General features: G+C 54.7%; 24 protein-coding genes. 15 read left to right on the top strand and 9 right to left on the bottom strand.

Features of this window, described 5'->3' with window-relative positions; genetic code table 11:
• Positions 1-44: 44 nt before the first annotated feature.
• Together PanJK_RS23250 and PanJK_RS23245 are read left to right on the top strand one after the other, a co-directional pair.
• Positions 45-1,220 carry an efflux RND transporter periplasmic adaptor subunit gene (locus PanJK_RS23250; protein WP_265303414.1) on the top strand — a complete coding sequence of 392 codons (1,176 nt, stop codon included), beginning with the start codon at positions 45-47 and terminating at the stop codon, positions 1,218-1,220.
• Positions 1,217-3,154 carry a MacB family efflux pump subunit gene (locus PanJK_RS23245; protein ID WP_265303413.1) on the top strand — a complete coding sequence of 646 codons (1,938 nt, stop codon included), beginning with the start codon at positions 1,217-1,219 and terminating at the stop codon, positions 3,152-3,154. Before PanJK_RS23250 ends, PanJK_RS23245 begins: the two co-directional genes overlap by 4 nt.
• A gap of 57 nt (positions 3,155-3,211) precedes the next feature.
• On the opposite strand, the gene PanJK_RS23240 is transcribed toward PanJK_RS23245, so the two are convergent.
• Complete coding sequence (locus PanJK_RS23240; RefSeq protein WP_265303412.1) at positions 3,212-4,039, bottom strand: MurR/RpiR family transcriptional regulator; 828 nt, start codon at positions 4,037-4,039, stop codon at positions 3,212-3,214.
• 154 nt (positions 4,040-4,193) lie between these two features.
• On the opposite strand from PanJK_RS23240, the gene PanJK_RS23235 reads away from it, so the two are divergent.
• Together PanJK_RS23235 and PanJK_RS23230 are read left to right on the top strand one after the other, a co-directional pair.
• Positions 4,194-5,753: a PTS transporter subunit EIIC gene (locus PanJK_RS23235; protein ID WP_265303411.1), complete on the top strand. Its 1,560-nt coding sequence runs from the start codon at positions 4,194-4,196 to the stop codon at positions 5,751-5,753.
• Positions 5,750-6,439, top strand: a complete 690-nt coding sequence (locus tag PanJK_RS23230) for an N-acetylmannosamine-6-phosphate 2-epimerase (RefSeq protein WP_265303410.1) — start codon at positions 5,750-5,752, stop codon at positions 6,437-6,439. Before PanJK_RS23235 ends, PanJK_RS23230 begins: the two co-directional genes overlap by 4 nt.
• A 208-nt stretch (positions 6,440-6,647) precedes the next feature.
• Here PanJK_RS23230 and PanJK_RS23225 read toward each other — a convergent pair whose 3' ends face one another.
• The 5 genes from PanJK_RS23225 to PanJK_RS23205 form a co-directional block, all read right to left on the bottom strand.
• A complete protein-coding gene (locus tag PanJK_RS23225; protein WP_256698588.1) occupies positions 6,648-6,959 on the bottom strand; it encodes a cupin domain-containing protein in 312 nt (103 codons plus the stop codon).
• Between the two features lie 142 nt (positions 6,960-7,101).
• The gene (locus tag PanJK_RS23220) at positions 7,102-7,317 is read right to left on the bottom strand and encodes a YdgH/BhsA/McbA-like domain containing protein (RefSeq protein ID WP_007890153.1); all 216 of its coding nucleotides are present in this window, start codon (positions 7,315-7,317) and stop codon (positions 7,102-7,104) included.
• A gap of 195 nt (positions 7,318-7,512) precedes the next feature.
• On the bottom strand, positions 7,513-7,728 hold the full coding sequence (locus PanJK_RS23215) for a YdgH/BhsA/McbA-like domain containing protein (RefSeq protein ID WP_007890154.1): 216 nt from the start codon (positions 7,726-7,728) through the stop codon (positions 7,513-7,515).
• Between the two features lie 121 nt (positions 7,729-7,849).
• Complete coding sequence (locus PanJK_RS23210; protein WP_265303409.1) at positions 7,850-8,743, bottom strand: dihydrodipicolinate synthase family protein; 894 nt, start codon at positions 8,741-8,743, stop codon at positions 7,850-7,852.
• A gap of 118 nt (positions 8,744-8,861) precedes the next feature.
• On the bottom strand, positions 8,862-9,950 hold the full coding sequence (locus PanJK_RS23205; protein WP_265303408.1) for a YncE family protein: 1,089 nt from the start codon (positions 9,948-9,950) through the stop codon (positions 8,862-8,864).
• A gap of 450 nt (positions 9,951-10,400) precedes the next feature.
• Here PanJK_RS23205 and fhuE point away from each other — a divergent pair, with 450 nt between their 5' ends.
• Positions 10,401-12,554: a ferric-rhodotorulic acid/ferric-coprogen receptor FhuE gene (gene fhuE, locus PanJK_RS23200; RefSeq protein ID WP_265303407.1), complete on the top strand. Its 2,154-nt coding sequence runs from the start codon at positions 10,401-10,403 to the stop codon at positions 12,552-12,554.
• Positions 12,555-12,616: 62 nt separating this feature from the next.
• Here the strand turns inward: fhuE and PanJK_RS23195 are convergent, their stop codons facing one another.
• Both PanJK_RS23195 and PanJK_RS23190 read right to left on the bottom strand, forming a co-directional pair.
• Positions 12,617-13,168 (bottom strand): C40 family peptidase, encoded by a 552-nt coding sequence (locus tag PanJK_RS23195; protein ID WP_256698584.1) that lies wholly within the window; start codon positions 13,166-13,168, stop codon positions 12,617-12,619.
• A gap of 239 nt (positions 13,169-13,407) precedes the next feature.
• On the bottom strand, positions 13,408-14,385 hold the full coding sequence (locus PanJK_RS23190; protein WP_265303406.1) for an isopenicillin N synthase family dioxygenase: 978 nt from the start codon (positions 14,383-14,385) through the stop codon (positions 13,408-13,410).
• A gap of 507 nt (positions 14,386-14,892) precedes the next feature.
• Between PanJK_RS23190 and PanJK_RS23185 the strand changes: the two genes are divergently transcribed.
• Positions 14,893-15,861, top strand: a complete 969-nt coding sequence (locus tag PanJK_RS23185) for an ABC transporter substrate-binding protein (RefSeq protein ID WP_414858964.1) — start codon at positions 14,893-14,895, stop codon at positions 15,859-15,861.
• A 7-nt stretch (positions 15,862-15,868) separates the two neighbouring features.
• A complete protein-coding gene (locus tag PanJK_RS23180; protein WP_265303405.1) occupies positions 15,869-17,284 on the top strand; it encodes an amidohydrolase family protein in 1,416 nt (471 codons plus the stop codon).
• Between the two features lie 5 nt (positions 17,285-17,289).
• Here the strand turns inward: PanJK_RS23180 and PanJK_RS23175 are convergent, their stop codons facing one another.
• Positions 17,290-18,810, bottom strand: coding sequence for an MDR family MFS transporter (locus PanJK_RS23175; RefSeq protein WP_265303404.1), 1,521 nt, complete (start codon positions 18,808-18,810; stop codon positions 17,290-17,292).
• A gap of 79 nt (positions 18,811-18,889) precedes the next feature.
• Between PanJK_RS23175 and PanJK_RS23170 the strand changes: the two genes are divergently transcribed.
• The 8 genes from PanJK_RS23170 to yahO all read left to right on the top strand — a co-directional run bounded on the left by PanJK_RS23170 (position 18,890) and on the right by yahO (position 24,722).
• Positions 18,890-19,555 (top strand): TetR/AcrR family transcriptional regulator, encoded by a 666-nt coding sequence (locus PanJK_RS23170; protein ID WP_265303403.1) that lies wholly within the window; start codon positions 18,890-18,892, stop codon positions 19,553-19,555.
• A 149-nt stretch (positions 19,556-19,704) separates the two neighbouring features.
• A complete protein-coding gene (hipB, locus tag PanJK_RS23165) occupies positions 19,705-19,947 on the top strand; it encodes a type II toxin-antitoxin system antitoxin HipB (RefSeq protein ID WP_256698578.1) in 243 nt (80 codons plus the stop codon).
• A gap of 20 nt (positions 19,948-19,967) precedes the next feature.
• Positions 19,968-21,254 (top strand): type II toxin-antitoxin system HipA family toxin, encoded by a 1,287-nt coding sequence (locus PanJK_RS23160; protein WP_256699126.1) that lies wholly within the window; start codon positions 19,968-19,970, stop codon positions 21,252-21,254.
• A gap of 93 nt (positions 21,255-21,347) precedes the next feature.
• Positions 21,348-21,914, top strand: a complete 567-nt coding sequence (locus tag PanJK_RS23155) for a peroxiredoxin (protein ID WP_265303402.1) — start codon at positions 21,348-21,350, stop codon at positions 21,912-21,914.
• Positions 21,915-21,929: 15 nt separating this feature from the next.
• Positions 21,930-23,159, top strand: coding sequence for a protein-disulfide reductase DsbD family protein (locus PanJK_RS23150; protein WP_265303400.1), 1,230 nt, complete (start codon positions 21,930-21,932; stop codon positions 23,157-23,159).
• 17 nt (positions 23,160-23,176) lie between these two features.
• The gene (locus tag PanJK_RS23145; protein WP_256698575.1) at positions 23,177-23,734 is read left to right on the top strand and encodes a sigma-70 family RNA polymerase sigma factor; all 558 of its coding nucleotides are present in this window, start codon (positions 23,177-23,179) and stop codon (positions 23,732-23,734) included.
• Positions 23,721-24,353: a DUF1109 domain-containing protein gene (locus PanJK_RS23140; protein ID WP_265303399.1), complete on the top strand. Its 633-nt coding sequence runs from the start codon at positions 23,721-23,723 to the stop codon at positions 24,351-24,353. The genes PanJK_RS23145 and PanJK_RS23140 overlap by 14 nt, the downstream gene beginning before the upstream one ends.
• 99 nt (positions 24,354-24,452) lie before the next feature.
• A complete protein-coding gene (gene yahO, locus PanJK_RS23135; RefSeq protein WP_256698573.1) occupies positions 24,453-24,722 on the top strand; it encodes a DUF1471 family periplasmic protein YahO in 270 nt (89 codons plus the stop codon).
• Position 24,723: the final 1 nt, after the last annotated feature.

The raw sequence follows: 24,723 nt of genomic DNA, 5'->3' as shown, positions 1-24,723 counted from the left end.
TTGCCTGAAGTGATTATGATTCTCACTTCATAAAAGGGACGCTTATGCTCAATATCTCGAAAAAGTGGCTATTCGCCACGCTGACTGTGGTCATTCTCCTGCTGTTGATCTGGCATTACGCCGGTTCACGCAATAAACCCAACGCGGTGGTCACCGCCGAAGTGCGCAAGGGCAATATCGAAAACGTAATTGCCGCCACCGGCAAAATGGATGCGATTGAACGCGTTAACGTCGGTGCGCAGGTTTCCGGGCAGGTTAAAAAACTCTATATCAAAGCGGGCGATAGCGTCAGCAAAGGCCAGCTGATCGCCGAAATTGACGATCAGCCACAACGCAGCGACTTGCGTAATGCGCAAGCGGCGCTGAGCGTGGCGCAGGCCGATCTGGAAACCCGCGAAGCCGCGCTGGTGCGACAGCAAGCGCAATATCAGCGTTTGCAGCAGATGATTAAAACCAATGCCATCTCGCGTCAGGATTTTGATACCGCCGAAGAAGATTGGCGCAGTGCACGCGCCGAGCTAACGGCGCAAAAAGCGCGCGTGATTCAGGCTCAGATTGAGGTGGATAAAAAGCAGCTCGATCTCGGCTATACCCGCATCATGGCGCCCATGGATGGCACGGTCATCGCCATTGTCACCAAGCAAGGCCAAACGGTGAACGCGGTGCAAACGGCGCCGACCATCGCTAAACTGGCGCAACTCGGTACCATGACGATCAAAGTGCAGATCTCCGAAGCCGACATCAATAATGTGCAGCCCGGTCAGCAAGCATGGTTCACCACCTTCTCCAATCCGGATAAACGCTACAACGCCACGCTACGCAGCCTCGAACTGGCACCCGAATCGGTGATGAAAGATGACGCGCTAATGGGCAATAGCGAGAGCACGTCGAGCAGCATCTCCAATGCGGCCGTCTATTATAACGCCCTGCTGGATGTGCCAAACCCGGACAACGCGCTGCGCATCTCCATGACCGCGCAGGTCAATCTCATTCGTGATGCGGTGAAAGATACGTTGCTGGTGCCGGTGCAGGCGACGAAGAAAGATGCCGACGGCAAAACCTATGTGGAAATCCCGGATCAGGATAACCAGCCGGTGAAACGCATTATCACCATCGGCATCACTGACAGCGTTGATATTCAGGTGCTGAGCGGCTTAAAAGCCGGCGAGAAAGTGATCCTTGCCACGCAGACGGCGGGCGCTGACAAGGTGGTGATGTGAATATTATCGAACTGAAAAACATTCAGCGCAGCTATGTTAACGGTTCACAATCTCTGCATGTGCTGAAAGACATCAATCTGAGTATCGCCAGCGGCGAGTTGGTGGCGATTATCGGGCCGTCCGGTTCGGGTAAATCGACGCTGCTGAACATTCTCGGCTGCCTTGATGCGCCGGATAGCGGTGACTATTTGATTAGTGGTCAGAACACCGCCACGCTGTCGCCGGATGCGCTGGCGAAAGTACGCCGCGAACACATCGGTTTTATCTTCCAGCGCTATCATCTGATGCCCGATCTTAGCGCCCTGAGCAACGTTGAAATCCCGTCTATTTATGCCAATCTGCAGGGCAAAGCGCGGCAGCAGCGTGCGGCGGATCTGCTGGCGCGTTTAGGTTTGCAGGGCCGCGAACATCATAAGCCGGGCGAGTTGTCCGGCGGCCAGCAGCAGCGCGTCAGTATTGCGCGCGCGCTAATTAATGGTGCCGAAATTATTCTTGCCGATGAACCGACTGGCGCGCTGGATTCACACTCCGGCGAAGAGGTGCTGCGCATCCTGCACGATCTCAATCGCGAAGGTCACACGGTGATCATCGTGACGCATGACATGAAAGTGGCGCAGCACGCCGATCGCATTATTGAGATTCAGGACGGCGAGATTGTTGCCGACAGCGGCCGCAAACCGGATGCCACGCGTGCGCAATATGCTCCCGCCGCGCGTAAAAGTCAGAGCAAACTGCGCGGCTTTCTCGATCGCTTACGCGAATCGCTGCGCATGGCGCTGAATGCGATGAACGCGCATCGGCTGCGCACCGCGCTGACCATGACCGGGATCATTTTTGGCATTGCGGCAGTGGTTACCGTAGTGGCGCTCGGCCAGGGCGCGCGGCAAAAAACGCTGGAGAGTATTTCCGGGCTCGGCACCAACGTGGTGTCGATTTATGCCGGCGGTGATTTCGTCGAGGATGAAGCGCATCCAGTGCTGACGCTGGTGATGGCGGATGCGGATGTGATTGGGCGTCAGCAGTTTGTTGCGGCGGTCAGTCCGGAGATGATCGCCAATCAGCCGATTCGCTATCTTTCCAACGCATCCAAAACTTCGGTGTATGGCGTCGGTAAAGAGTATTTCCAGATTCAGGGCATCAAACTGCTGGAAGGCAGCAACTTCAGCGATGAGCGTCACGCGCGTCAGGAGATCATCATTGATACCAACACGCGCAATAAACTGTTCGGCGAACAGGGTCAAAGCCCAATTGGCAAGATGATCGTGTTGGGTTCGGTGCCGGTGCGGGTGATTGGCGTGGCGGATAACAACGATGGCATGTCGCCCAATCGCCTCAGCGTGTGGCTGCCGTGGAGCACCGTGATGTATCGCATCAGCGGGCAAACCGCGTTGACCAGCATCAGCATTAAACTCAAGGATGATGTGGTGAGCGGCCCGGCGGTGGAATCGCTGACGCAATTATTGACCGCGCGTCACGGCACCAAAGATTTCCTGGTGTTCAACCGCGACAAATACCGTAAAGCGATTGAAGACGCCGCCGCAACCTTAACGTTGCTGATTCTGCTGGTCGCCTCGATTGCGCTGATGATTGGCAGCATCGGCGTGATGAACATCATGCTGGTGTCGGTAACCGAGCGTACCCATGAAATCGGTGTGCGTATGGCGGTGGGCGCGCGACGCGGCGACATCATGCAGCAGTTTATGATCGAAGCGGTTCTGGTCTGTCTGGTGGGCGGATCGCTCGGTGTCGCGTTAGCGCTGGTGATTGGACCGATTATCAGCCTGCTGGCGGGCGGCATGATTACGGCGATCTTCTCGTGGCAGTCGGCGGGCGCGGCCTTTGCCTGCTCCACCATCATCGGCATGATTTTTGGTTATCTTCCGGCGCGCAAAGCCGCGCGCATGGATCCGGTAGCGGCGTTAGCCAGCGAATAATCAAATCTCACGCCGTAGGGTCGCCATTCATGGCGACCTTCCCCCATCCCGCTCAAATCACATCAACATCGGCAATGTCGCCGTTGCCGTTTGCTGGCTCGCCGCCAGATAGCGTACATCGTGCGTCATCAATTCGTTAATCAGCACTTCCACCAGCAGCATCGCGCCCACTTTGCCGCTCAGCGCACCGGCGTTGAACGGGCCTTCCGGCCTTGCAGCCACCAGCAGCATATCGGCTAAGCTGCCCATCGGGCTGCGCAGTGTATTACTCAGCATCAGCACGCGCGCGTTTTGCTTCTTCGCCACCTTCACCACATGCATCACATCTTTGGTTGAACCGGATGCAGAGATGGCGATCACCAAATCGCCCTCTTTTAGCATCGAGGCATTCATCGCCGCGCGATGCATATCACCAAACAGCTGCGCCGATTTACCTAAGCGCAACAGGCGATAGTGCAGATATTCACCGGTAATCGCGCTGGCCGCCACGCCGTAAATCTGGATGGTTTTAGCCTGATGCAGCGCTTCCACGGCTTGCTGTAACACTTCGCGATTGATGAATTTCCCGGTATCACGCAGCGCCTGCACCGTTTCCTCTACCAGCATGTCGATGCTGTCACCGCTGGTAAGTGCAGCGGGCTGATTGTGTTGCACATCCAGCGCCAGCGCCATTTTGAATTCGGTATAGCCTTTGCAGCCGAGATGACGACACAGCCGCGTCACGCTCGCTTCGCTGGTGTCGGTCTCACGCGCCAGTTCGGTGATGGTGAGATACAGCACTTTCTGCGGGTCGGTGAGGATGAAATCGCCCAGCTTTTGCAGCGTTGGACTGTAGCCCGGCAAACCCTGGCGCAGATGCAGCAAGATGTTTTCATTGTCCGTCATGGCGGTCTCTCTGATTCACGGCATTAATGGCGCACAGTGTGCAGCAGATTAGGGCATAAGTGAAAGCTATCACAATAATGATGGAAATTTTCACCTGATGAATTAGATTGTGGTAATAATTTTTACCACAGCATCACTTCAGGAATAAAAATTTATGTCATCCATTTTCAGCGGTGCCTCATCCGGAGGTTGGTTCGAAAAAGCTCAGCGTTTTGGCAAGTCGTTCATGTTACCGATCGCCGTGCTACCGGCTGCCGGTTTGCTGCTGGGCATTGGCGGTGCACTCTCCAATCCCAATACCATCAAAGCCTATCCGTTCCTCGATGTCGCCTGGCTACAAGGCGTGTTTACCATTATGGCCAGCGCCGGCTCAGTGGTGTTCGCCAACCTCGCGGTGCTGTTTGCGGTCGGCGTAGCGGTAGGCTTAGCTAAAAGCGACAAAGGCACCGCTGGACTGGCCTCGCTGCTGGCTTATCTGGTGATGAACGCCACCATCAATGCGCTGCTGACGTTAACTGGCGTGCTGGCGCAGGGCAATCTAAGCGCGGTGGGACAAGGCATGGCGCTTGGCATTCAAACGCTGGAAACTGGCGTATTTGGTGGCGTGGTGATCGGGCTGGTGACGGCCATGCTGCATAATCGCTACAACAAAATTGCTCTGCCGCAGTTCCTTGGTTTCTTTGGTGGCTCGCGCTTCGTGCCAATTATCAGTTCCCTGGTCGCCATTCTGGTGGGCGCGGCGATGACCCTTGTCTGGCCGCATTTTCAGAAGCTGATTTTTGGCTTGGGCGGATTAGTCGATGCCACCGGCTATTTCGGCACCTTTATCTACGGCTTCGTGCTGCGCATGCTTGGCCCGTTCGGCCTGCATCACATCTTCTATCTGCCATTCTGGACCACCGCGCTCGGCGGCAGCGAAGTGGTTAACGGACATCTGGTGGAAGGCACGCAGCGCATCTTCTTCGCCCAGCTTGCCGATCCTAATACCCAGCAATTCTACCTTGGCACCGCGCGCTTTATGTCTGGGCGCTTCATCACCATGATGTTTGGCCTGATCGGCGCGTGTCTGGCGATGTATCACACCGCCAAACCGGAAAACCGCCAACGCGTGGCCGGATTGCTGCTGTCGGCAGCGCTGACCTCTTTCCTTACCGGTATCACCGGACCGATTGAGTTCTCGTTCCTGTTTGTTGCACCGGTGCTGTATGTCATCCACGCGCTGTTTGATGGAATGGCATTTATGATCGCCCACATCCTGCACATCACCATTGGCCAAACCTTCTCTGGCGGCCTGATCGATTTCATTCTGTTCGGCGTATTACAGGGCGAAGCGAAAACCCATTGGTGGTATGTCCCGCTGGTTGGCGTGCCGTGGTTCCTGCTCTATTACTTTACTTTCCGCCTGCTGATCACCCGCTTCAATTTCAAAACGCCGGGCCGTGAAGATGCCAGCATTGAAACAGCGCCGATGGTCGCCGGAGAACGTCCACTGCAGGTCATCGCGGCTTTGGGTGGCAAACACAACATCGCCGAACTGGATTGCTGCGCCACGCGTCTGCGCATCACGCTGATCGACAGCAGCAAGCTCGATGAAAACGCATTGAAAGCCACCGGCGCACGCGCCGTGATCCAACGTGGCAAAGGCGTGCAGGTAATTTATGGCCCGCACGTCACCATTATCAAAAATGAAGTAGAGGAGTTACTCGCGCTATGAAAGTACCGATGCTGGCACAGATTCAGGGAAAACTGGTGGTCTCGTGTCAGGCTCTGGAAGATGAGCCGTTACACAGCCCGTTTATTATGTCGCGCATGGCGTTGGCGGCAATGGAAGGCGGCGCAGCAGCGATTCGCGCCAACAGCCTGCTCGACGTGCAGCAGATTATGCAAACGGTGGATTTGCCGATTATCGCCATTATTAAACGCGACTATCCCGGCAGCGATGTGTACATCACCGCGACGCTGCGGGAAGTGGATGAGTTGATGGTGGCGAATCCGGCGATGATTGCGCTGGATGCCACGCTGCACACGCGTCCTGGCGATTTGCAGCTGCCGGCATTGGTGGCGGCGATTCGCCAGCGCTATCCGCATTTGCTGCTGATGGCTGATATCGCCACAGTGGAAGAAGCGCGTCAGGCAGCGGAATTAGGTTTCGATTGCGTTGGTACCACGCTGCACGGGTACACCGCAGAAACGCAAGGTTGTTATCTGGCTGCCGATGATTGCCGCTTCCTGCGTGACGTTTTAGCTGCGGTAGAAGTGCCGGTCATCGCCGAAGGGAATGTCGAAACGCCGGAAATGGCGGCGCACTGTCTGGCGCTGGGCGCGCATGCAGTGGTGGTCGGCGGCGCGATTACGCGTCCACAGCAGATAACGCGCCGCTTTGTGAATGCCATCAATTAATTTTTGAGGTCCACATTAAGGGCACCTTGCTGAAGGTTATCCACAATCCCCGTGTGTAGAGTCGCCGTTAACCTGTGGATAAAACTCGCCTCTCACCACACAGCGCCCGATGCGCGCAGACGGTTACTTTTCGCACGATTGTGAATTTCCAACGACCGGTTTGACACACTTGATGCGTTAGCGTGTTTAGGTGCGTCAGTATCAGGCTTTAAACCGAACCCTCTTTTTCGATCACTAATACGCGCGCTTCGCCTTGCGGGTGCGCAACATGCTCGGTGCCAATGCTGGCGTAAAAAATGTCGCCAGTATTGAGCAGCACTTTTTTCACCTCGCCCGCATCGCGGTAATGCATCTCTACCGCGCCGTTCAGCACCACAAATACTTCTTCGCCATCATTGATGTGCCATTTGTAAGGTTGATTGGTCCAGTGCAGACGCACGCTAGTGCCGCCAAAGTTGGCGATGTCTAGCGCATCCCAGGCTTTAGCAGGTGAGAAGTTTTTGCTGACGTAGGTTTTCATGCGATATCCGTGTGGAGGAGAACTGCGTTGATGATACACAGAGCGCGAGCGGACGGCGGGACATGCGCAGGCCATTTACGGACATGCAGATACAACAAAGCCGCCCGGAGGCGGCCTTAATACAACGTCTTGTGCGATTAACTTATTTGTACAGTTCTGCAGTCATGTGTACGCGGTTATTCGTGTTGGCTTCAGTAATTTTGTACTGCGCACCCTGCTCTTGTGCCTGTGCAGCGATTTTTGCTTCTGCGCCATCAAGAGTAGAAGACTCAACAGAGACGCTCTGCGCAAAGCTAGCAGCAGACATCATTGAAAGAGCAGCAACAGCGGCGATAGACAGTGTTTTGATAGTTTTCATGGTCATAATCCTTAGTGGTTTAATTAGAAGACTGTGTGCCTTCGATGAGAATAATAATAACTGATGTTATCGTTTCAATATTAACCATTAGTGCGATCACGATAACTTACGTAACTATACAGTTCCCGATGCTTTATCGACAAAAAAGGCCGCCCGTAGGCGACCTGTTCTGGCACATCCGTATGCAACCATCCGTTATTTGTAAAGTTCTGCGGTCATATGTACGACGTTACCGTTGCTTGCTTCCAGAATTTTATATTGCTCACCATTCTGTTTAGCCTGTGCAGCGATTTTGGCTTCAGCACCATCCAGCGTCAGAGAAGTAGCTGAAACGGTTTGAGCGAAGCTAGCAGCAGACATCAGTGAAAGAGCGGCAGCAGCGGCGATAGTCAGAGTTTTGATAGTTTTCATGGTCGTATTCCTTTAGTTGTTTGATGTGAAGGCTGTGCGCCTTCGATGGAAATAATAATAACCATTGAAACTATTATCAGATTAACTATTAGTGCGATCACAGTTAATCAACTCATTATCACTACGCCAACTCGAGATCTGTAATCACCCTCTTCACTTCCACCACATCCGCCGCCGACAGCGAACGCAGTGGGCGCGGCAGGCAATCATACTCAGCGAGGCCCAGCGCACTGGCCGCTGCAGCGATGACGCGGATACTGCCGCCGTGTTGCGTAAACAGCGCCCAAAGCGGTGCGAGCCGCTGTCCCTGTTCGGCTACCGCCGCAAAATCTCCCGCCATCGCCGCATCCGTCATTGCTTTAGCGGTGTGCGGGAACAGTCCGCCGCACACTGAATACCACACTTCACAACCAGCGATTAGGCCTGCTGCGGCAAAGGCATCGCCGCTAACACCAATCGTGACGTCTTGCGGTAATTGATCGCGCAAAGCGTTTACCCGTTGCGTCGCCGCCGCAATTTCGGCTGGCACGCCGGGAATTTTGATGGAAGCGATGTGCGGCAGCGTGGCGATACGCGCATGCAGCGCATCGGAGAAGACAAAGTGGCTGGTGCCGGGATTGTCATAAATGCACACCGGCAGCGAAACGTGGCGCGTGACATCCTGATACAGGCCAAACACCTCGTCATCAGTGAGTTTCTGATAGGAAACGGCGGGCAGCAGCAACGCGCTGGCGCCGGCTTGTTGCGCATCCTCGGCAAGTCGCAGCACTTCATCGGTGCTCACCGCGCCAATGCTGACCATCACCGGAATAGCGCCCGCATGCTGCACCGCCAGCGTCGCAATGCGCTTGCGCTGTTCGCGCGTGAAATAGGCGTAGCTGCCAGTGGAACCCAGCACGCCAAGTGAATCGACTTTTACTGCCGTGAGTCGCGCAAGGATATGAAGAAAAGCTTTCTCATCAATTCCAGAAGCATTCAGCGGAGTCAGGGGAAACGCACTCAATCCTTTAAACATAGCCGGCGCCTTATTCGTCATTAACAGGGGAAAACAGCTTAACCTGCACAGTTATAAGCCATTGGAAACAAAAATGCCCTCTTACGAGGGCAGGAATTATCGTTACCGCTTGAGGGGATTATTTCAGTGCGATGCGCGCAATCTGATCCTGGCCTTTGGTTGAGGAGTCTTTGTTGAACTCTGCTTTCAACGTTACGTACAACGTGTTGTTGTCTGGGCCAATCAGCAGGCTGTTTGGATTGTTATCAAACGACCAGCTGTTTTTCACCGCGTACGTAGTGGCATCCAGTTGCAGCACTTTCTTCGATTCGCGCTGGCTGATGTAGATCTCATTACGCTTAGCATTGAATTTGATAGCCAGCGCATCGCCTTCAATACGTTTGATCACTTTGCCGGTACGCTCATCAAACACCAGCGTGGCTTTGCCTTTCGAATCGTCGGTAACGAACAGGCGACCGGTTGCCGGATCTTCCGCCATATTCAGGAACAAGTACTCTTTACCGTCGCCCGCCGTCCAGCGCTTCTCAATTATGTGCGTGCGTGGATTGATGACCAGAATCTCGCCCGCGCCGTTAGTCGCATAAATGCGCTCAGTCAGCGGAGAATAGATGATGCCGGTTACCCATTTTCCTGCATTCTTGATGGTGGCTTTCAGCCTGAAGGTTTTCACGTCAACCACCGAGATGTACCCCGGATCGGCCACGCGACCGACATACAACTCGTTGCCGTGCCACAGCACTTCACGCGCGCCCGCCGGATAACCTTCTTTATCTTTCTTACCTGGGAAGACTAAACGTTCCAGCACTTTGCCGCTTTGCGCATCCACTTTCGAGATGGCGCCATCCAGCGAGTTGGTGGTGTAGAACACGCTACCCGCTTCATCGATCGCCGTACCAAAGTTTTTCAGATCGGTATGCGTCACGCCTTTAGTTTCCAGCGTGGTTGGGTCGAGACGATAAATCACACCGCCGTTCACGTCTTTAAAGCTCTGCGCGCTGGCAACGTATAACGCTTTCGCCGCAGGCGAGTACGCCATTTCATACAGGCCATCGCCCAGGGTGCGCTGGGTCAGAGAAGTATCAACTGGCTTGGCAGCAGCGGCTGGCGCTTCGGCTTTTTTAGCCGGAGCCTGGCAAGCGGTCAGGCTGAAAGCAGCGACGATCGCTGCAGCTAAGGCGGCTTTGCGCGGGCTAAATAACGATTTCATGCTCAACTCCATTAATGGATGAACGGCTCCGTTGCGCGTGCGCGCGTACGGAAAATACAAGAAGAATGAGAATCATACGCATTAGCATAAAGTTAGCAACTTTCTCGACGATCTTCTTTACTTTGCCGTGAATTCTGTCTTGCTAGCCGCACACCTTTCTTTGCCTAAAACGTCCAGATATCGCTTTAAAAACACGAAAACATTAGCAATTAACAGGTTATTTTCACCTGTAAACCATTGATTAATAGCCCGCTTACACATTATTACAATTGCAGTTGAAACCTTCCGCAGATTCTTTAAAGCAAATGATTATCATTGGCTTTCTCAATAAATGCGCAGTGGCAGTTTGCGTGCCTGCTCTTCTGCCCTTTTCGGCGGATAAGTCACACCGTAAACGATAAAAAACGAAGCAAAACAGCTTCCTATAACACGATTTTTACAGGAAATTTTATGTCTGGCATCAGGAAAACCTTTAACGTCTCACTGCTGGCGGTGACGATTCATGCGCTGCTTACGCCAAACATGGCGCAGGCGGCCAGCGACACGCAGCAGGATTTGGTGGTCGATGCATCCGCAACCGGCGACAGCGATAATAACGAAAAGCAGGATTACGCGGTGAAAACCACGCGGGCGGGCACCAAATTGTTGCTAACGCCACGCGATGTGCCGCAGTCGATGAGTGTGGTGACGCAGCAGCGCATGCAGGATCAGAACCTGCAATCGGTGAACGATGTGCTGACCAACGCCACCGGCATCTCCACCAACCTGATGGACAGTGAGCGCTCGGAATACTATTCGCGCGGCTTTAAAGTCACCAACTTCTCCTTTGATGGTATCCCCACGTCGGTTAATGACAGCTGGAACTACGGCGATGCCGCCTCGGATACCGCCATTTATGATCGTATTGAGATCGTACGCGGTGCCACCGGATTGATGACCGGCGCGGGCAGCCCGTCAGCGTCGATCAACATGATACGCAAACACGCCGACAGCAAAACCTTCACCGGCGCGGTCAGCGCCAGCTACGGCAGCTGGAACAAACAGCGTTATGTTGCCGATCTCTCTGCGCCGTTGAATCAGGATGGCAGCCTGCGCGGCCGCGTGGTGACCGGTTACAGCGATGAAGACAGCTGGCTCGATCGTTACCACAAAACCAAAAAGTTCCTTTACGGCGTGATCGATGCCGATATCACCGAGCACACCACGCTGTCGCTGGGCTACGACTACGAAGATGCCAACACCGGCAATCCAACGTGGGGCGGTTTGCCGATGTTCTACAGCAACAACGCCACCACGCATTACGATCGCAGCCTCAACTCCGCCGCCAACTGGGCACGCTACAACACCAATTCGCGCAAAGTGTTCGCCGACATCGATCATAACTTCGATAACGGCTGGAACATCCACGTCAACGGCACGCACGCGGAGAATACCTTCAACGATAAGTTGCTGTATGTCACGGGCAGCCCTGATCAGGACAGCGGCGAAGGCACCACCGGCTACGGCAGCATGGATCGCGGTAAACGCCAGATGGATTCGTTCGATGGCTACGCCAGCGGCCCGTTTGAGCTGTTAGGGCGTCAGCATCAGTTGATGGCGGGCGTGAGCTACAGCCGCCAGCACAATGCGACTTACAGCCAGGATGGCGTTACCGATCTGGAAAACTACGATATCGCCTCAGCCGATATGGGCATTTTCAACAACAGCTGGAACGGCAACATCGCCGAGCCGCAGTGGCAAGGTTGGTATCAGAATGCTGACGATACCCTCCGCCAGAAATCCGCTTACACCGCCGCGCGCTTCTCGCTGGCCGATCCGCTGTCGCTGATTATTGGTGCGCGCTACACGCAGTGGAGCACCAACGGCAGCAGCGGCGACATGACGAAAAATAACACCACGCCTTACGCCGGTTTGGTGTACGACATCAACGATACCTGGTCAGCATACGGCAGCTATACCTCGATCTTCCTGCCGCAAACCTACCGCGATACCAGCGGCAAATACCTGTCGCCGATTACCGGCAAAAGCTATGAAACCGGCCTAAAGTCCGCCTGGTATGATGGTCGATTAACCGCGACGGTTGCGGTATTCCGCATTGAGCAGGATAACGTGGGTCAGGCGATTGCTGGCGTCTACTTGAGCGGTAACGAGCAGGCTTATGCGCCCGCTAAAGGTGCAGTCAGCAAAGGTGCGGAGTTTGAGCTGAACGGTGCGCTAACGGATAATCTGCAGCTGACGTTCGGTGCCACACGCTACGTGGCGCGGGATAAAGATGGACGCTTCAACAGCTATCAGCCGCAAACTTCCTTCAAACTGTTCACCCGTTATCAGCTACCAATGTTGCCGGATCTGACGGTTGGCGGCGGCATCAACTGGCAGAACCGCGTGTTTGAAGATGCCACCAATGCCAGCGGCGATACCGTGCGCGTTTATCAGGGCAGCATACCACTGGCATCGCTGTTTGCGCGTTATCAGGTGACAAAGCAGGTGGCGGTGCAGGCGAACATCGATAACCTGTTTGATCGCGAATATTACAGCTACATGAACAGCTATGTTTATGGCGCGCCGCGCAGTGTTTCGATGAGCGTTTCGTATCAGTTTTAATTAACCGTAGGGTCGCCATTCATGGCGACCCTTTCGAGCATTCACGCATTAATGCGCACTCATCAAACCTTGTTTTTATAATTGAAACTGATCTGCGAATTCTGTTCTTTCGGCAAACGTCGTGCCTCTAAATAAACCGATTTCCAGTACGGATTATTGAGCGAAGAGCGCATCACGCCCTGACTCACCGACGCGTGTAGGAATTGATGATCGGTGTCATAAAAGCCGACGTGCAGCTCGCGCTTAATGCGGAAGAACACTAAATCACCGGGTTGCAGATGCGCCTGATCCACCGGTTTGCCCATGGCGATTAACTCTTTGGTGGTGACGCGGTCCATCGGAATATTGAAGCGATCTTTCAGCGTGCGCCAGACAAATCCCGAGCAATCGACGCCGGTTAATTGCGTACCGCCCCACTGATATTTAGTCCCTTCCCACGAATGCATTTGATCGTGCAGCGCAGCAATCACCGGAATTAAATCGGGCTGCTTGCCACCGTCAGCCGAGGTATCCACGTTGTCCTCTGCAGGCGCATGCGAAGACTTAGAAGAACAGCCGGCCAGAGTAAAAAGAAACAGGCAGGCGATAACTTTGCTGGCGGCAGAATTGATCATGTGTTGGTGTTTTCGCTGAGGGAGACAGTGGTTAGAGATTTATACCGTAAAAAAGTTGCAGAAATAAATAGGCGCGCGGTGAAATCTTTTATTTGCCGGTTGTTTTTACCTAAGTTTACGCAACGGTAACATCTTGTATTTGAGTTAAAAATCTATTTCCCGCGCTGCGCTTTTTCTGTGCAGGAGAATATTTGCGCTCCTGCACAGAATGACATCAATTTCGACTTACAGCTGTACGTTTAATACTTGCCGGAGAAATTAGCGCTAATACGCTGCGCCAGATAATCCTTCGCGGAAATAGGCGGATATTTTTTCTCCGGTCCTTCAATAATCACGTCTTCGTTCGCCTGGCAGAAAAACGCCAGGCTGTAGCGTGCCGGCACCGATTCACCCGGCAGCGGATTGCTGACGCGATGGAAATTCGACGGCAACTTGTCATCACTCCAGCGCATCAACATATCGCCGATATTACAGGTAATTAAGCCTTCCAGCGGCGCGATCGGCGTCCAGATTTGCTCCTCCATCTCTTTGCCCGGACACACCTGCAAACCGCCCTGCCCATCACGCTGGAACAGCAAGGTCAGGCAATCGAAATCGGTATGCGCACCCGCACGCCACAGGCCATCTGGCTCACCGCTAATAGCAAAGTAGTGCAGCATCCGCAGAGTGCTTTGATAGGTTTCGCGCGAGGGCTCATGCGCTTTGGCAAAGAAATCATCGGGAAATCCCAGCTTCAGGGCAAAACAGGAGAGCAAACGCATGCCCACTTCCCAACACTGACGCTCAAACTTCAATACATCATGTTGGAAGCCGGGCAAAGTGGCATCATCCGGCCACAAGCCTTCCATGCGCGGACGTGTCACCTGATACGACTCTTTTTGGTCCGGTTTGCCGGTGGAGGGACGAATCTGTGCGCGATATTCCCAGCCGGCATTGCGGCTGAGTGGATGGCGTGCTTTGTCACTTTGTGGCAGCGCAAAAAAGCGCTCGGCGTTAGCAAAAGCCGCATTGATGTCGTCGAGGGGAATACCGTGGCCGGAAACCTGGAAGAAGCCAATTTCAGTGGCGGCTTGCCATAGCTGATCGGCTATTTCGGCTTTACGTTGGTCGAAATCGGAGAGATCGATGATGCGCACATCACGCGCTGCTTCCACGCCGCGCGCGCCCATCCGCGATTCTTTTGCCAGTTCATGCATGTCATAAGTGGTCTTTTCCATTGGTGCACCTCGTTATTGAGCGATAACGGATGACCCACCCGCTGTGTGGCAGTCATCCCCGCGCCTGCTTTACGTGCAGGCGATCGAGCAATGACCCACCGGGTGAAACCACGGTTGACAGCTTCTACTCATTTTCAGTCAAGCAAAGCCTGTGCCAGCTCACAGTACTACGTAAAATCAACAAGTTAAGCCATCTTGCGCATCATACCTGCACAACGGAGGTGCAAAAATGGGCGCCTTGCATCATCAACGATCAGCGGATGACGCAAAATCTCATCACATTTCAGATTAAACTCAATATTTTCATCGTGTTACATTAATGGCATGCGCTTTGCTAAATCCACATTGAGTATAAGCGGTCAGCGTGACAGCAGATTCACGCAGGACATTGCTCTACAGCATTAGCTGTACCTCGTCAGGGGACGATGCGAATCACGCATCGTGAGCACGCCATGCGCCGCAACGCCCCTGATGACGACAACAAACTCAACGTTTATTGGGGGTTTTATGACAATGTCGCGTTTCCGTTTCTCGTTATTCGCTGCTCTGCTGAGCACTTCTGCCCTGTCGCACGCCGCCGACAAACTGGTATTACAAACCACCTGGGTCGCACAGGCTGAACAAGGCGGCTATTACCAGGCGCTCACCACTGGCATCTATAAAAAATACGGGCTGGATGTTGAGGTGCGCTCCGGCGGGCCGCAGCTGAATAACATGACGCTGCTGCTGGCGAATCGTGCTGATGTCATCGTCAGCTACGATCTGCAAGTGCTGCAGGGCGTTGAGCGCAACTTCCCGCTGAAAGCCATCGCCGCGCCGTTTCAGTTTGATCCACAAGGCATTGTCACCCACGGCGATGTGCAGTCGCTGGATCAGCTGAAAGGGAAAACCGTGCTGGTATCAGCCAGCGGACAAGCCAGCTGGTGGCCGTGGTTGAAAGGCAAATATCAGCTGCAGGATGGTCAGGCGCGCCCTTACACCTTCAACATGCAACCCTTCCTCGCCGACAAAAATACCGCGCAGCAAGCTTACGCCACCTCCGAAGTGCAGCAAATCAAACAGGTGCAGCCGGACAGCAAATTCTATCTGTTTGCCGATTATGGCTACCCGGCGTACGGCGGCATTCTGGTGACGCGCGACGATTTACTGCAAAAAGAGCCGGACGTCATGAAGCGTTTTGTTGCGGCATCGATGGAAGGCTGGCAATCCTACCTCGCCAATCCGGCTGCCGGTAATGCACTGATCAAAAAAGAGAACCCGCAGATGACCGACGCAATTCTCGCCTTCGGCGTGTCGCAAATGAAAGCGCTGCACCTGATTGACGGCGGTGATGCGGCGAAACAAGGTTTAGGCGTGATGACGGATAAGCGCTGGCAGGCAACGCGTGACTTTATGGTCAACGCCGGTCTGCTCAAAGCGTCCACCGACTGGCAGAGCGCGTTTAGCACGCAGTTTGTCGCGGCCAAAGCGGAGTGAATTGCTCATGAGCCAACTGTTAATCAAACACTGCGCCGCGATCCTGACCGGCGACAAACAGCAACCGCGCAGCAGCGCGCGCGATATTCGCATCCGCAATGGCCTGATTGAGGAGATGGGCGAGCTCAATGCCGCTGCCGATGAAACCGTGATCGACGCCCGCGATTGCGTGGTCTATCCCGGCTGGGTCAATGTGCATCATCATCTGTTTCAATCGCTGCTCAAAGGCGAGCCGCAAGGGATCAATCTCAGCCTGGGCGGCTGGCTGGCTGCGACGCCGTATCGCTTTCGCGGTGCCTTCGATGAACAGACGTTTCGCATTGCCGCGCGCGTTGGCCTGGTCGAGCTGGTGCGTTCTGGCTGCACCACCATTGCCGACCATCACTATCTCTATTGGCCCGATATGCCATTTGATGGCGCAGAAATCCTGTTCGATGAAGCCGACAAGCTGGGCGTGCGCTTCGTGCTGTGTCGCGGCGGTGCCACGCAAAGTCGCGGCTTAGAGAGCGACTTGCCCACCGCGCTGCGCCCGGAGAGCTTTGACAGCATGATGGCCGATGTCGAGCGGCTGGTGGCGCGCCATCACCAACCGCAGGATAGCGCGATGCGCCGCATCGTGATGGCCCCCACCACCACGCTGCACTCCACCACGCCGCAGGAACTGCGCGAAAGCGCGCGCCTGGCGCGTCAACTCGGCATTCGTCTGCACAGCCATCTATCGGAAACCGTTGATTACCTTGACGCCGCACGCGCGAAGTTTGGTATGACGCCGCTGCAGTTTTGCGCCGAACACGACTGGATCGGCGACGACGTATGGTTTGCGCATCTGGTGAAACTGCTGCCGGAAGAGATCGCCATGCTGGGCGCGGCGGGCAGCGGTATCGCGCACTGCCCGCAAAGTAACGCGCGTCTCGGCAGCGGCATTGCTGATTTGGTGGCGATGGAGCACGCGGGCGTGAAGATCTCGATTGGCGTTGATGGCGCTGCCTCGAATGAGGCGGCGGATATGCAAAGCGAAACCCACGCCGCCTGGCAGCTTCAGCGTGCACGCAAAGGCATGCTGGCGCAGCCGTGCTATGCCGGTGGCACCTTTGAAGGCGGTGGCGATGCCGCCAGCATCGAAGATGTGGTGCGTTGGGGCACATCTGGCGGCGCGCAGGTCTTGGGATTGAACACCGGTCGCCTCGCACCCGGCATGGCCGCCGATATCGCCGTTTATCGGCTCGACGATCCACGCTATTTTGGCCTGCACGATCGCGCCATTGGCCCGGTGGCCAGCGGCGGACGCGCCAGTTTAAAAGCGCTGATCTGCGCAGGAAAAGTGCTGATGCAGGAGGATGTGATAGCCGGAGTGGATTTGTCGGAACTGGGCCGCGACGCTGCGCAAGCGGTAAAAACCTTGCAGCAGCGCGCGGCGGTGTGACCGCGTTAAGCCGCTGCGTCTTTCTTGCGCAGCGGTGATTCTGGCAGGAACAGCGACAGCACAAAGGCCAGCAACATCACGCCCGCCGCCATTTGAAAGGCTGAGTGCACCGCATCGCCAAACACCTGCAAATAGGCTTGTTGTACATCATGCGGCAAACGATGCACCGCTTGCGGATCGAGCGCGCGCGGCAGCTCTTTGCCCTGCTCCACCAGCGTGGTTAAACCCGATTTCAGCACCTGACTGAACACCGCGCCAAACAGCGCCACGCCAATCGCCCCCCCCACCGAGCGGAACAGCGTCACCGACGACGTCGCGACGCCGATGCGATCGGGCGTCACGGTGTTCTGCACCGCCAGCACCAGCACCTGCATCACCATGCCCATTCCCATCCCTAACACGCAGGCAAACAGGTAGATATGCCACAGCGGCGCATCGAGGGTAAGCGTGGTGAGCAGCGCCATACCGATGGTCGCCAGCAAAGTACCAAAAATCGGGAACAGCCGATATTTACCGGTGCGGCTAATAATGCGTCCGCTGACGATGGAGGTGATCAGCAATCCGCCCATTAGCGGCAGCAGTTGCAAACCGGCTTCAGTGGGCGTGGAGCCTTTGACCACCTGCAGATAAAGCGGTAAAAACGTCACGCTGCCAAACAGCGACATGCCGACAATAAACGCCATTAAACTGGCGAGCGAGAAGCTGCGATTGTGGAACAGCGACAGCGGAATAATTGGTTCCCAGGCGCGACGCTCCTCGTAAATAAAGCCGATCACGCCAATCACACCAAATGCCAGAACGCACCACAGCAGCGGATCGGACCATTCACGTAACGTGCCGCCTTCGCTGGTGAACAGCGTAATGCCCACCAGCGCCAGGCTAAGAAACACCGCGCCCGGATAGTCGATTTCATGCGGCTTACGCTTGTTATCGGTCTTGAACACCGCATTGATGATCACCAGCGCAAACAAACCGAGCGGCAGATTGATGTAGAAAATCCAGCGCCACGATGCATGCTGCACGATAAAGCCGCCCAGCAGCGGACCAATCACAGTCGCCAGACCAAATACGCCGCCGAACAGGCCCTGATATTTACCGCGATCTTGCGGTGGAATCACATCGGCGACCGCCGCCATGCTCACCACCATCAAACCGCCGCCGCCTAAGCCTTGCAGCGCGCGGGTAAAAATCAGCTGCTCCATGTTCTGCGCCAGGCCGCACAGCGCCGAGCCGATCAGGAATAGAATCACCGAGATTTGCAGCACGGTTTTACGGCCAAACAGATCGCCAAATTTGCCGTACAGCGGTACGACAATGGTGGAAGCCAGTATATAGGCGGTGACGATCCACGACAGGCGATCGAGCCCGCCCAGTTCGCCGACGATGGTTGGCAACGCGGTAGAGACGATGGTCTGATCCAGCGCCGCCAGCAGCATCACCAGTAATAAAGCGCTCATCAGCAGGCGGACGGAAGGAGGATTCTCCTGCCCGCTGCCCGACTGCGGCGCGAGTGTTTGGGGTTTCATAACAGACACCAATTGAAATTAATTAAATACCCAATTAATATTGATCGCAGTCTGACACGAATCAAGTGAGCGAGTAAAGATGACCGCACGAAAAGTCCCTGCTGACGAAACAGCCAACGCCGCCAAACCTCGCCGTCCTGGCCGACCACGCGGTGACGCCATCAACGTGCAGCAGCGCGAACTACTGCTCGACATCACCTTAGCGCTGTATGCCGAAAACGGCATCGGCGAAACCTCGCTCAACGCGATTGCGCGCAAAGCGGGCGTCAGTCCGGCGATGCTCAATTACTATTTTCAGTCGCGTGAATCGCTGCTTGATATCGTGATTGAGGAGCGGTTTTTGCCCTTACGCCAGCGCCTGGTGGCGCACTTTATGGAGGAACCGCGTGACCCTGTCACCACCTTCAGCGCCTTCATCCGTGAAGTGGCGGATATTGTTACCACACACAACTGGTTCGCACCGCTGTGGATGCAGGAAGTGATGCAAGGTGAAGGCGGTTTAGGGCAGCACATTAAAAAACGCTTTGGTCACGGCGAACGCGATCAGGTGAAAAAACTGATTGAAGGCTGGCAGCAGCAAGGATTACTCAACCCCGATCTGGAGCCGCAACTGCTGATGACCTCGATTCTCAGCCTGGTGCTAGTGCCCTTCACCCGCTTTGCCAACGATCCCGCTTATCACCGCGAAATCATTGTGCAGCATACGTTGAGTTTATTTTGCAAAGGCATTCAGCCCACCCCGTAGGGCCGCCATTCATGGCGGCCTTGAGTCATGCAGCATTTATCCCCCACAAAGGATAAACTTGACATTATCCCCCCCAAGGGATAACGTCACAAATATCCGCATAAAAGGATAATCCAGGCTTTCACATCGACTCCAAATGAGAATAAGCGATGATTTACAGTCCGCGCCAACTTGCAAATCATGTCAGACTGATTCGCCAAAAAAACCAATGGACGCAAAGTGAATTGGCGAAAAAAGTCGGCCTCAAGCAATCCACCATATCTCACTTTGAAAACAATCCCGATCTCACCACTCTCGCAACTTTGTTCAAAATTTTGCAGTCACTTGAGCTAAAAATGGACGTGCAGGAAAAAGCCCCCTCTGCGATTACAGGTCAGGAGAATGACTGGTGAAGCAGGAATTAATCGCCTGGATGAACTGCGAGCGCGTAGGCATCCTCACGCGCAACACTAACGGTGCGCATACTTTCCAATATGATCCGAGCTGGTTAAACAATCGTCTGGCCAGGCCGCTATCTATTTCACTGCCATTACAGTTGCCGGTGATCTCATCCGCCGCAGTGCTCAACTATTTTGATAATTTACTGCCTGACAGCCCATTAGTACGCGATCGCATTGTTGCGCGCTATCAGGCGAAATCACGCCAGCCTTTCGATCTGCTGCGTGAAATCGGCAAAGATAGCGTCGGTGCCGTCATGCTATTGCCACCAGATAGCACACCCGCCGATTTAGGATTGAACTTCGAACGGTTGGATGAACATAAGCTGGAACGTGTCCTGTCGGCTTATCAGGCGGATATTCCGCTGGGCATGATCAGTGAAGAACACGATTTCCGCATCTCCGTTGCGGGTGCTCAGGAGAAAACCGCGTTGCTGGCAACGGACGATGGCTGGGCCATTCCGCATGGTGCAACGCCAACATCGCACATCATTAAATTACCCATCGGTGAAATAAAACAACCCTTTGCCACTTTGGATATGCGTGAAAGTGTCGAGAATGAGTACCTTTGCTTGGCATTGGCAAGAGCGTTGGGATTTGCTGTGCCCGATGCCAGCATCATTCACGCTGGCAAAATGAAGGCTTTGGCCGTGCAACGCTTTGACCGGCGCTGGAATCACCAGCAAACACAATTGCTACGTTTGCCTCAGGAAGACATGTGTCAGGCATTCGGCTTACCATCAGCACTCAAATATGAATCTGACGGTGGATCTGGCATCGCCGACATTATGCAGTTCCTGATGGGCTCCAGTAATGCGTTAGAAGATCGCTATGCGTTTATGAAATTTCAGGTATTCCAGTGGTTGATTGGCGCAACCGACGGCCATGCCAAAAATTTCTCGGTCTTTATCGAACGCGGCGGAAGTTATCGGCTCACGCCTTTCTACGACATCATTTCTGTCTTCACCTCCATGGGCGGAAATGGCCTGAATATTCGCGACCTGAAACTGGCCATGAGCTTGAAAGCCAGTAAAGGCAGAAAAAATCAAATTGATAAAATTTTCCCTCGTCATTTTTTAGCCACGGCAAAGCAGGTTAATTTTGATCAGAATAGTATGATCGCGATCATCGATTTCTTTATTGCTGAAATGGGAGCCGCGATTGAGCGTGTAAGCAAAACATTGCCGCCGGGTTTTCCTGAACGTATCGCTGAACACCTGTTTGAAAACAGCTTGCGCATGTTGGCACGCCTGCAAAAATAATTTTCCACCTCACCGAAACTTTCCTCCCTGCTTCAGCGAACTGAATTACTGAGACATCCAAATCGGAACTCCCATTCATCGCAGGAGCAGAAAATGAAACGCATCAAATCCCTCGTTTGTACCCTGACCATGACCGCCGCATTGGGTCTGTCCGCCTTTAACGCCGGTGCCGCACTGCCGGTAGGCGCGAAAGCACCGAACTTCGAACTGCAGGGCGCGTTAGCTGGTAAGCCGTTGACCTTTTCACTGCAAAACGCCTTAAAGAAAGGCCCGGTGGTGCTCTATTTCTTCCCGGCGGCGTTCAGCGCAGGCTGCACCATTGAAGCGCACGATTTCGCTGAAGCCACCGATAGCTTCGCCAAAATGGGCGCAACGGTGGTGGGGGTAACTGCCGGTAATACCGATCAGGTCAGTGATTTCTCCAAACTGGAGTGCCGCGATAAATTCACCGTCGCCGCCGATCCAGGCGCGAAAGTGGCGGCACAGTATCAAACCACCATGCAGATGAAAGGCAAAACGCTGTCCGATCGTACCTCTTACGTGATCGCGCCCGAAGGCAACATTCTGCTGAGTTACACTGACAGAAACCCGGACACGCACATTGAAAAAGCGATGGCCGCCGTTAAGCAATACGACGCTTCTCACCCGCAAACTCACTAAATAAAGAGGCCAGCGATGTTAACCGCCATGCTGGCCGCCTTCATCGGCGGCATCATTCTGAACTTAATGCCCTGCGTGTTTCCGGTGATCTCACTGAAAGCGCTCGGCCTGTTGCGCCATACCGATAACGCCGCCAGTGCGCGTCGTGAAGGGATGGGCTTTTTACTTGGCGTTGTGGTGACCATGATGGCGCTGGCGGGCATCCTGCTGGCGGCACGCGCCGGTGGTGCGGCGGTTGGCTGGGGTTTCCAGCTGCAATCACCGCTGGTGATCGCCTTGCTGTCGTTAGTGATCCTCGCCGCCGCGCTCAATCTGCTCGGTGTGTTTGAAGTGGGCTTATCGGTACAACGCGTCGGATCGGTTGACGTTGGTCGCGGTGCGTTTACGCGTTCCGCCTTAACCGGTGCGCTGGCGATTATCGTCGCCACGCCGTGCGCCGCACCCTTTATGGCGAGCGCCATCGGTTATGCATTGGTGCAGCCGCCCGCCGTCGCCTTAGTGATCTTCTTTGCGCTGGCCATCGGCTTCGCCGCGCCGTTCACGCTGGTATCACTGTTCCCGGCGCTGGCTAAATTCCTGCCACGTCCCGGCGCATGGATGGACGTGTTAAAACGCGGCCTGGCGTTCCCGATGTTTGGTGCTTACGCCTGGCTGGTTTGGGTGCTGGCGCAGCAAGCGGGAAGCGCGGCGCTGGCAACCTTACTGGCCGCCTCGGTGATAGTGGCCTTCGCCGGCTGGCTGTACGGCATGGCGCAACATCGCCACTTTGCCGGCAAAAGTCACAAGGTGCTGTATGCCGTTACGGCGGTGCTGATCATCGCCGTCATCGCCCCGCTTCCTGGCCTTATCAAACCCGGCGCAGGTCTGGCAGGCGATCAGCTGACGGCGGAAGTGACCAAAGCCAAATGGACGCCGCAAGCGGTTGAAGCGCAGCGCGGTCACGGTAAAGCGATCTTTGTCGATTTCACCGCGTCCTGGTGCATCACCTGTCAGGTGAATGAGAGAACCTCGCTTTCAACCCAGGCCGTGAAAGAGGCCATCGCCAAAACCGGCACGCTGTACATGGTGGCAGATTCCACTAAATTTAATCCGGACGTGGATGACACCATGAGCGAGTTCGGTCAGGGCGGATTACCGATGTATCTGGTTTACCCTGCCGATGGCGGACCGCCGAAAGTGCTGCCGCAGGTGCTGACACCGAATATTGTGGTGAACGCGCTGAACCAGGCGAGCAAGAAGGCGTAAGAACAACAAGGCGGATTATGCAAACAAGCGATAGCGCGCGCGAAAGTTGGCCCGCGCTAATGGAACAGGCGCAGGCGGGCGATCAGCTCGCCTACACCCGACTGCTGAAAGCGCTGGTGCCAGTGATTCGTGCGCAAACACGCAAACAAATTACCGATAACGCACTGGTAGAAGATGTGATTCAGGATGTGCTACTCACGGTGCATCGGGTGCGTCACACCTATGATCCTGCCTACCCTTTTTTACCCTGGCTGATGGCGATTATTTCGGCGCGCGCGATTGATGCGCTGCGGCGACGTGGCCGTCATCAGCAGTGGGAAATTAACGACGACGCGATGCCGGAAGTGGCCAGTCCGCCCGACGCCCCGCAGCAGGAGACGCAGGAAGAGCTGGCCGGCTACCTACGCCAGCTGCCCTCGCGTCAGCGCGACATTGTCGAACATGTTCATCTGCGCGAAATGAGCCTGACGGAAGCCGCCGCGCATAACAATCTGAGTGTTGCAGCGGTGAAATCGCTGTTGCACCGCGCGCTGACGAATCTGCGCCGTTTTGGAGCCAATCATGACCGATCATGACCTGTTAATTGAAAAACTCGGGCGCGAGATGCAGCCCGTTAAACCGCTGCGATCCACTGGCAGGCGTGTCTTCACCTGGCTGCTGCTGGCGTTACCTTGTGGCATCGCCGCCAGCTTTTTGGTGCAGCGCAGTTTCACCGACTGGGCGCAGCCCGGCGCGTTGCAGGCAATCTTACAACTGGTGCTGGCGTTTATCCTCGGCACGCTGACGATTCGTAGCGCCTTCAACATGAGCATCGCCGGACGCCGCAGTATCAGCTGGAAAGCGCTGCTGCCGATTGGCTTGTTGTGGCTCGGTATGAGCATCAGCCAGATTCCCGGTGAGGTGCCGATCGAACATGACAACGACAGCGCGCGCTGCTTTACCTTTCTGTTGGTGGTGAGCACACCGATGATGGCGCTGATGATCGCCAGCCTGCGCCGCACTCGCGCACTGCATCCAGTGCGCAGTTTGGCGATGGCGGGCTTGGGCGTTTCCTGCATGGCAGTGACGTTGCTGGCGTTTTGCCATCCGGTGCATCTGCATCCGCTGGATTTTGTCATGCATCTGGCAGCAATAGTAACGATAGTGGCGTTAACCGTGCTGGTGGGGAAACGTTGGGTGACTTTCGATTCATAAGCCTATAAAAACGTAATGACTTGCTTCAGGTTGTAAATGTTTCGCTTCTAAACTATACAATAATAGCAACTCATCTTTTTCTCTAACCCAAGGAACAGTATGAAAAAGTTAATTTTAGGCTTAGTTGTAAGCGCTTTATCATTCAGCTCATTTGCCGCGCAACTGATGACCAAGGTCGAGTTTGAAAAAGTAAAAGATCAGTATGTCGAGGTCGGCAATATTTCCACATCAGGCGAAACGGATGCCGCCAGTGCAAAAGAAGAGCTGTCCAAACTGGCAGATGAAAAAGGCGGCGACATCTATATCGTGACGTCCGCGAATACCAATAACAAAATTTATGGTACTGCAATCGTCTACAAGAAAAAGTAAT

The sequence above is a fragment of the Pantoea sp. JK genome (assembly GCF_026130245.1).
Lineage (GTDB): Bacteria > Pseudomonadota > Gammaproteobacteria > Enterobacterales > Enterobacteriaceae > Pantoea > Pantoea trifolii.
This window is presented reverse-complemented; position numbering and strand designations above follow the sequence as displayed.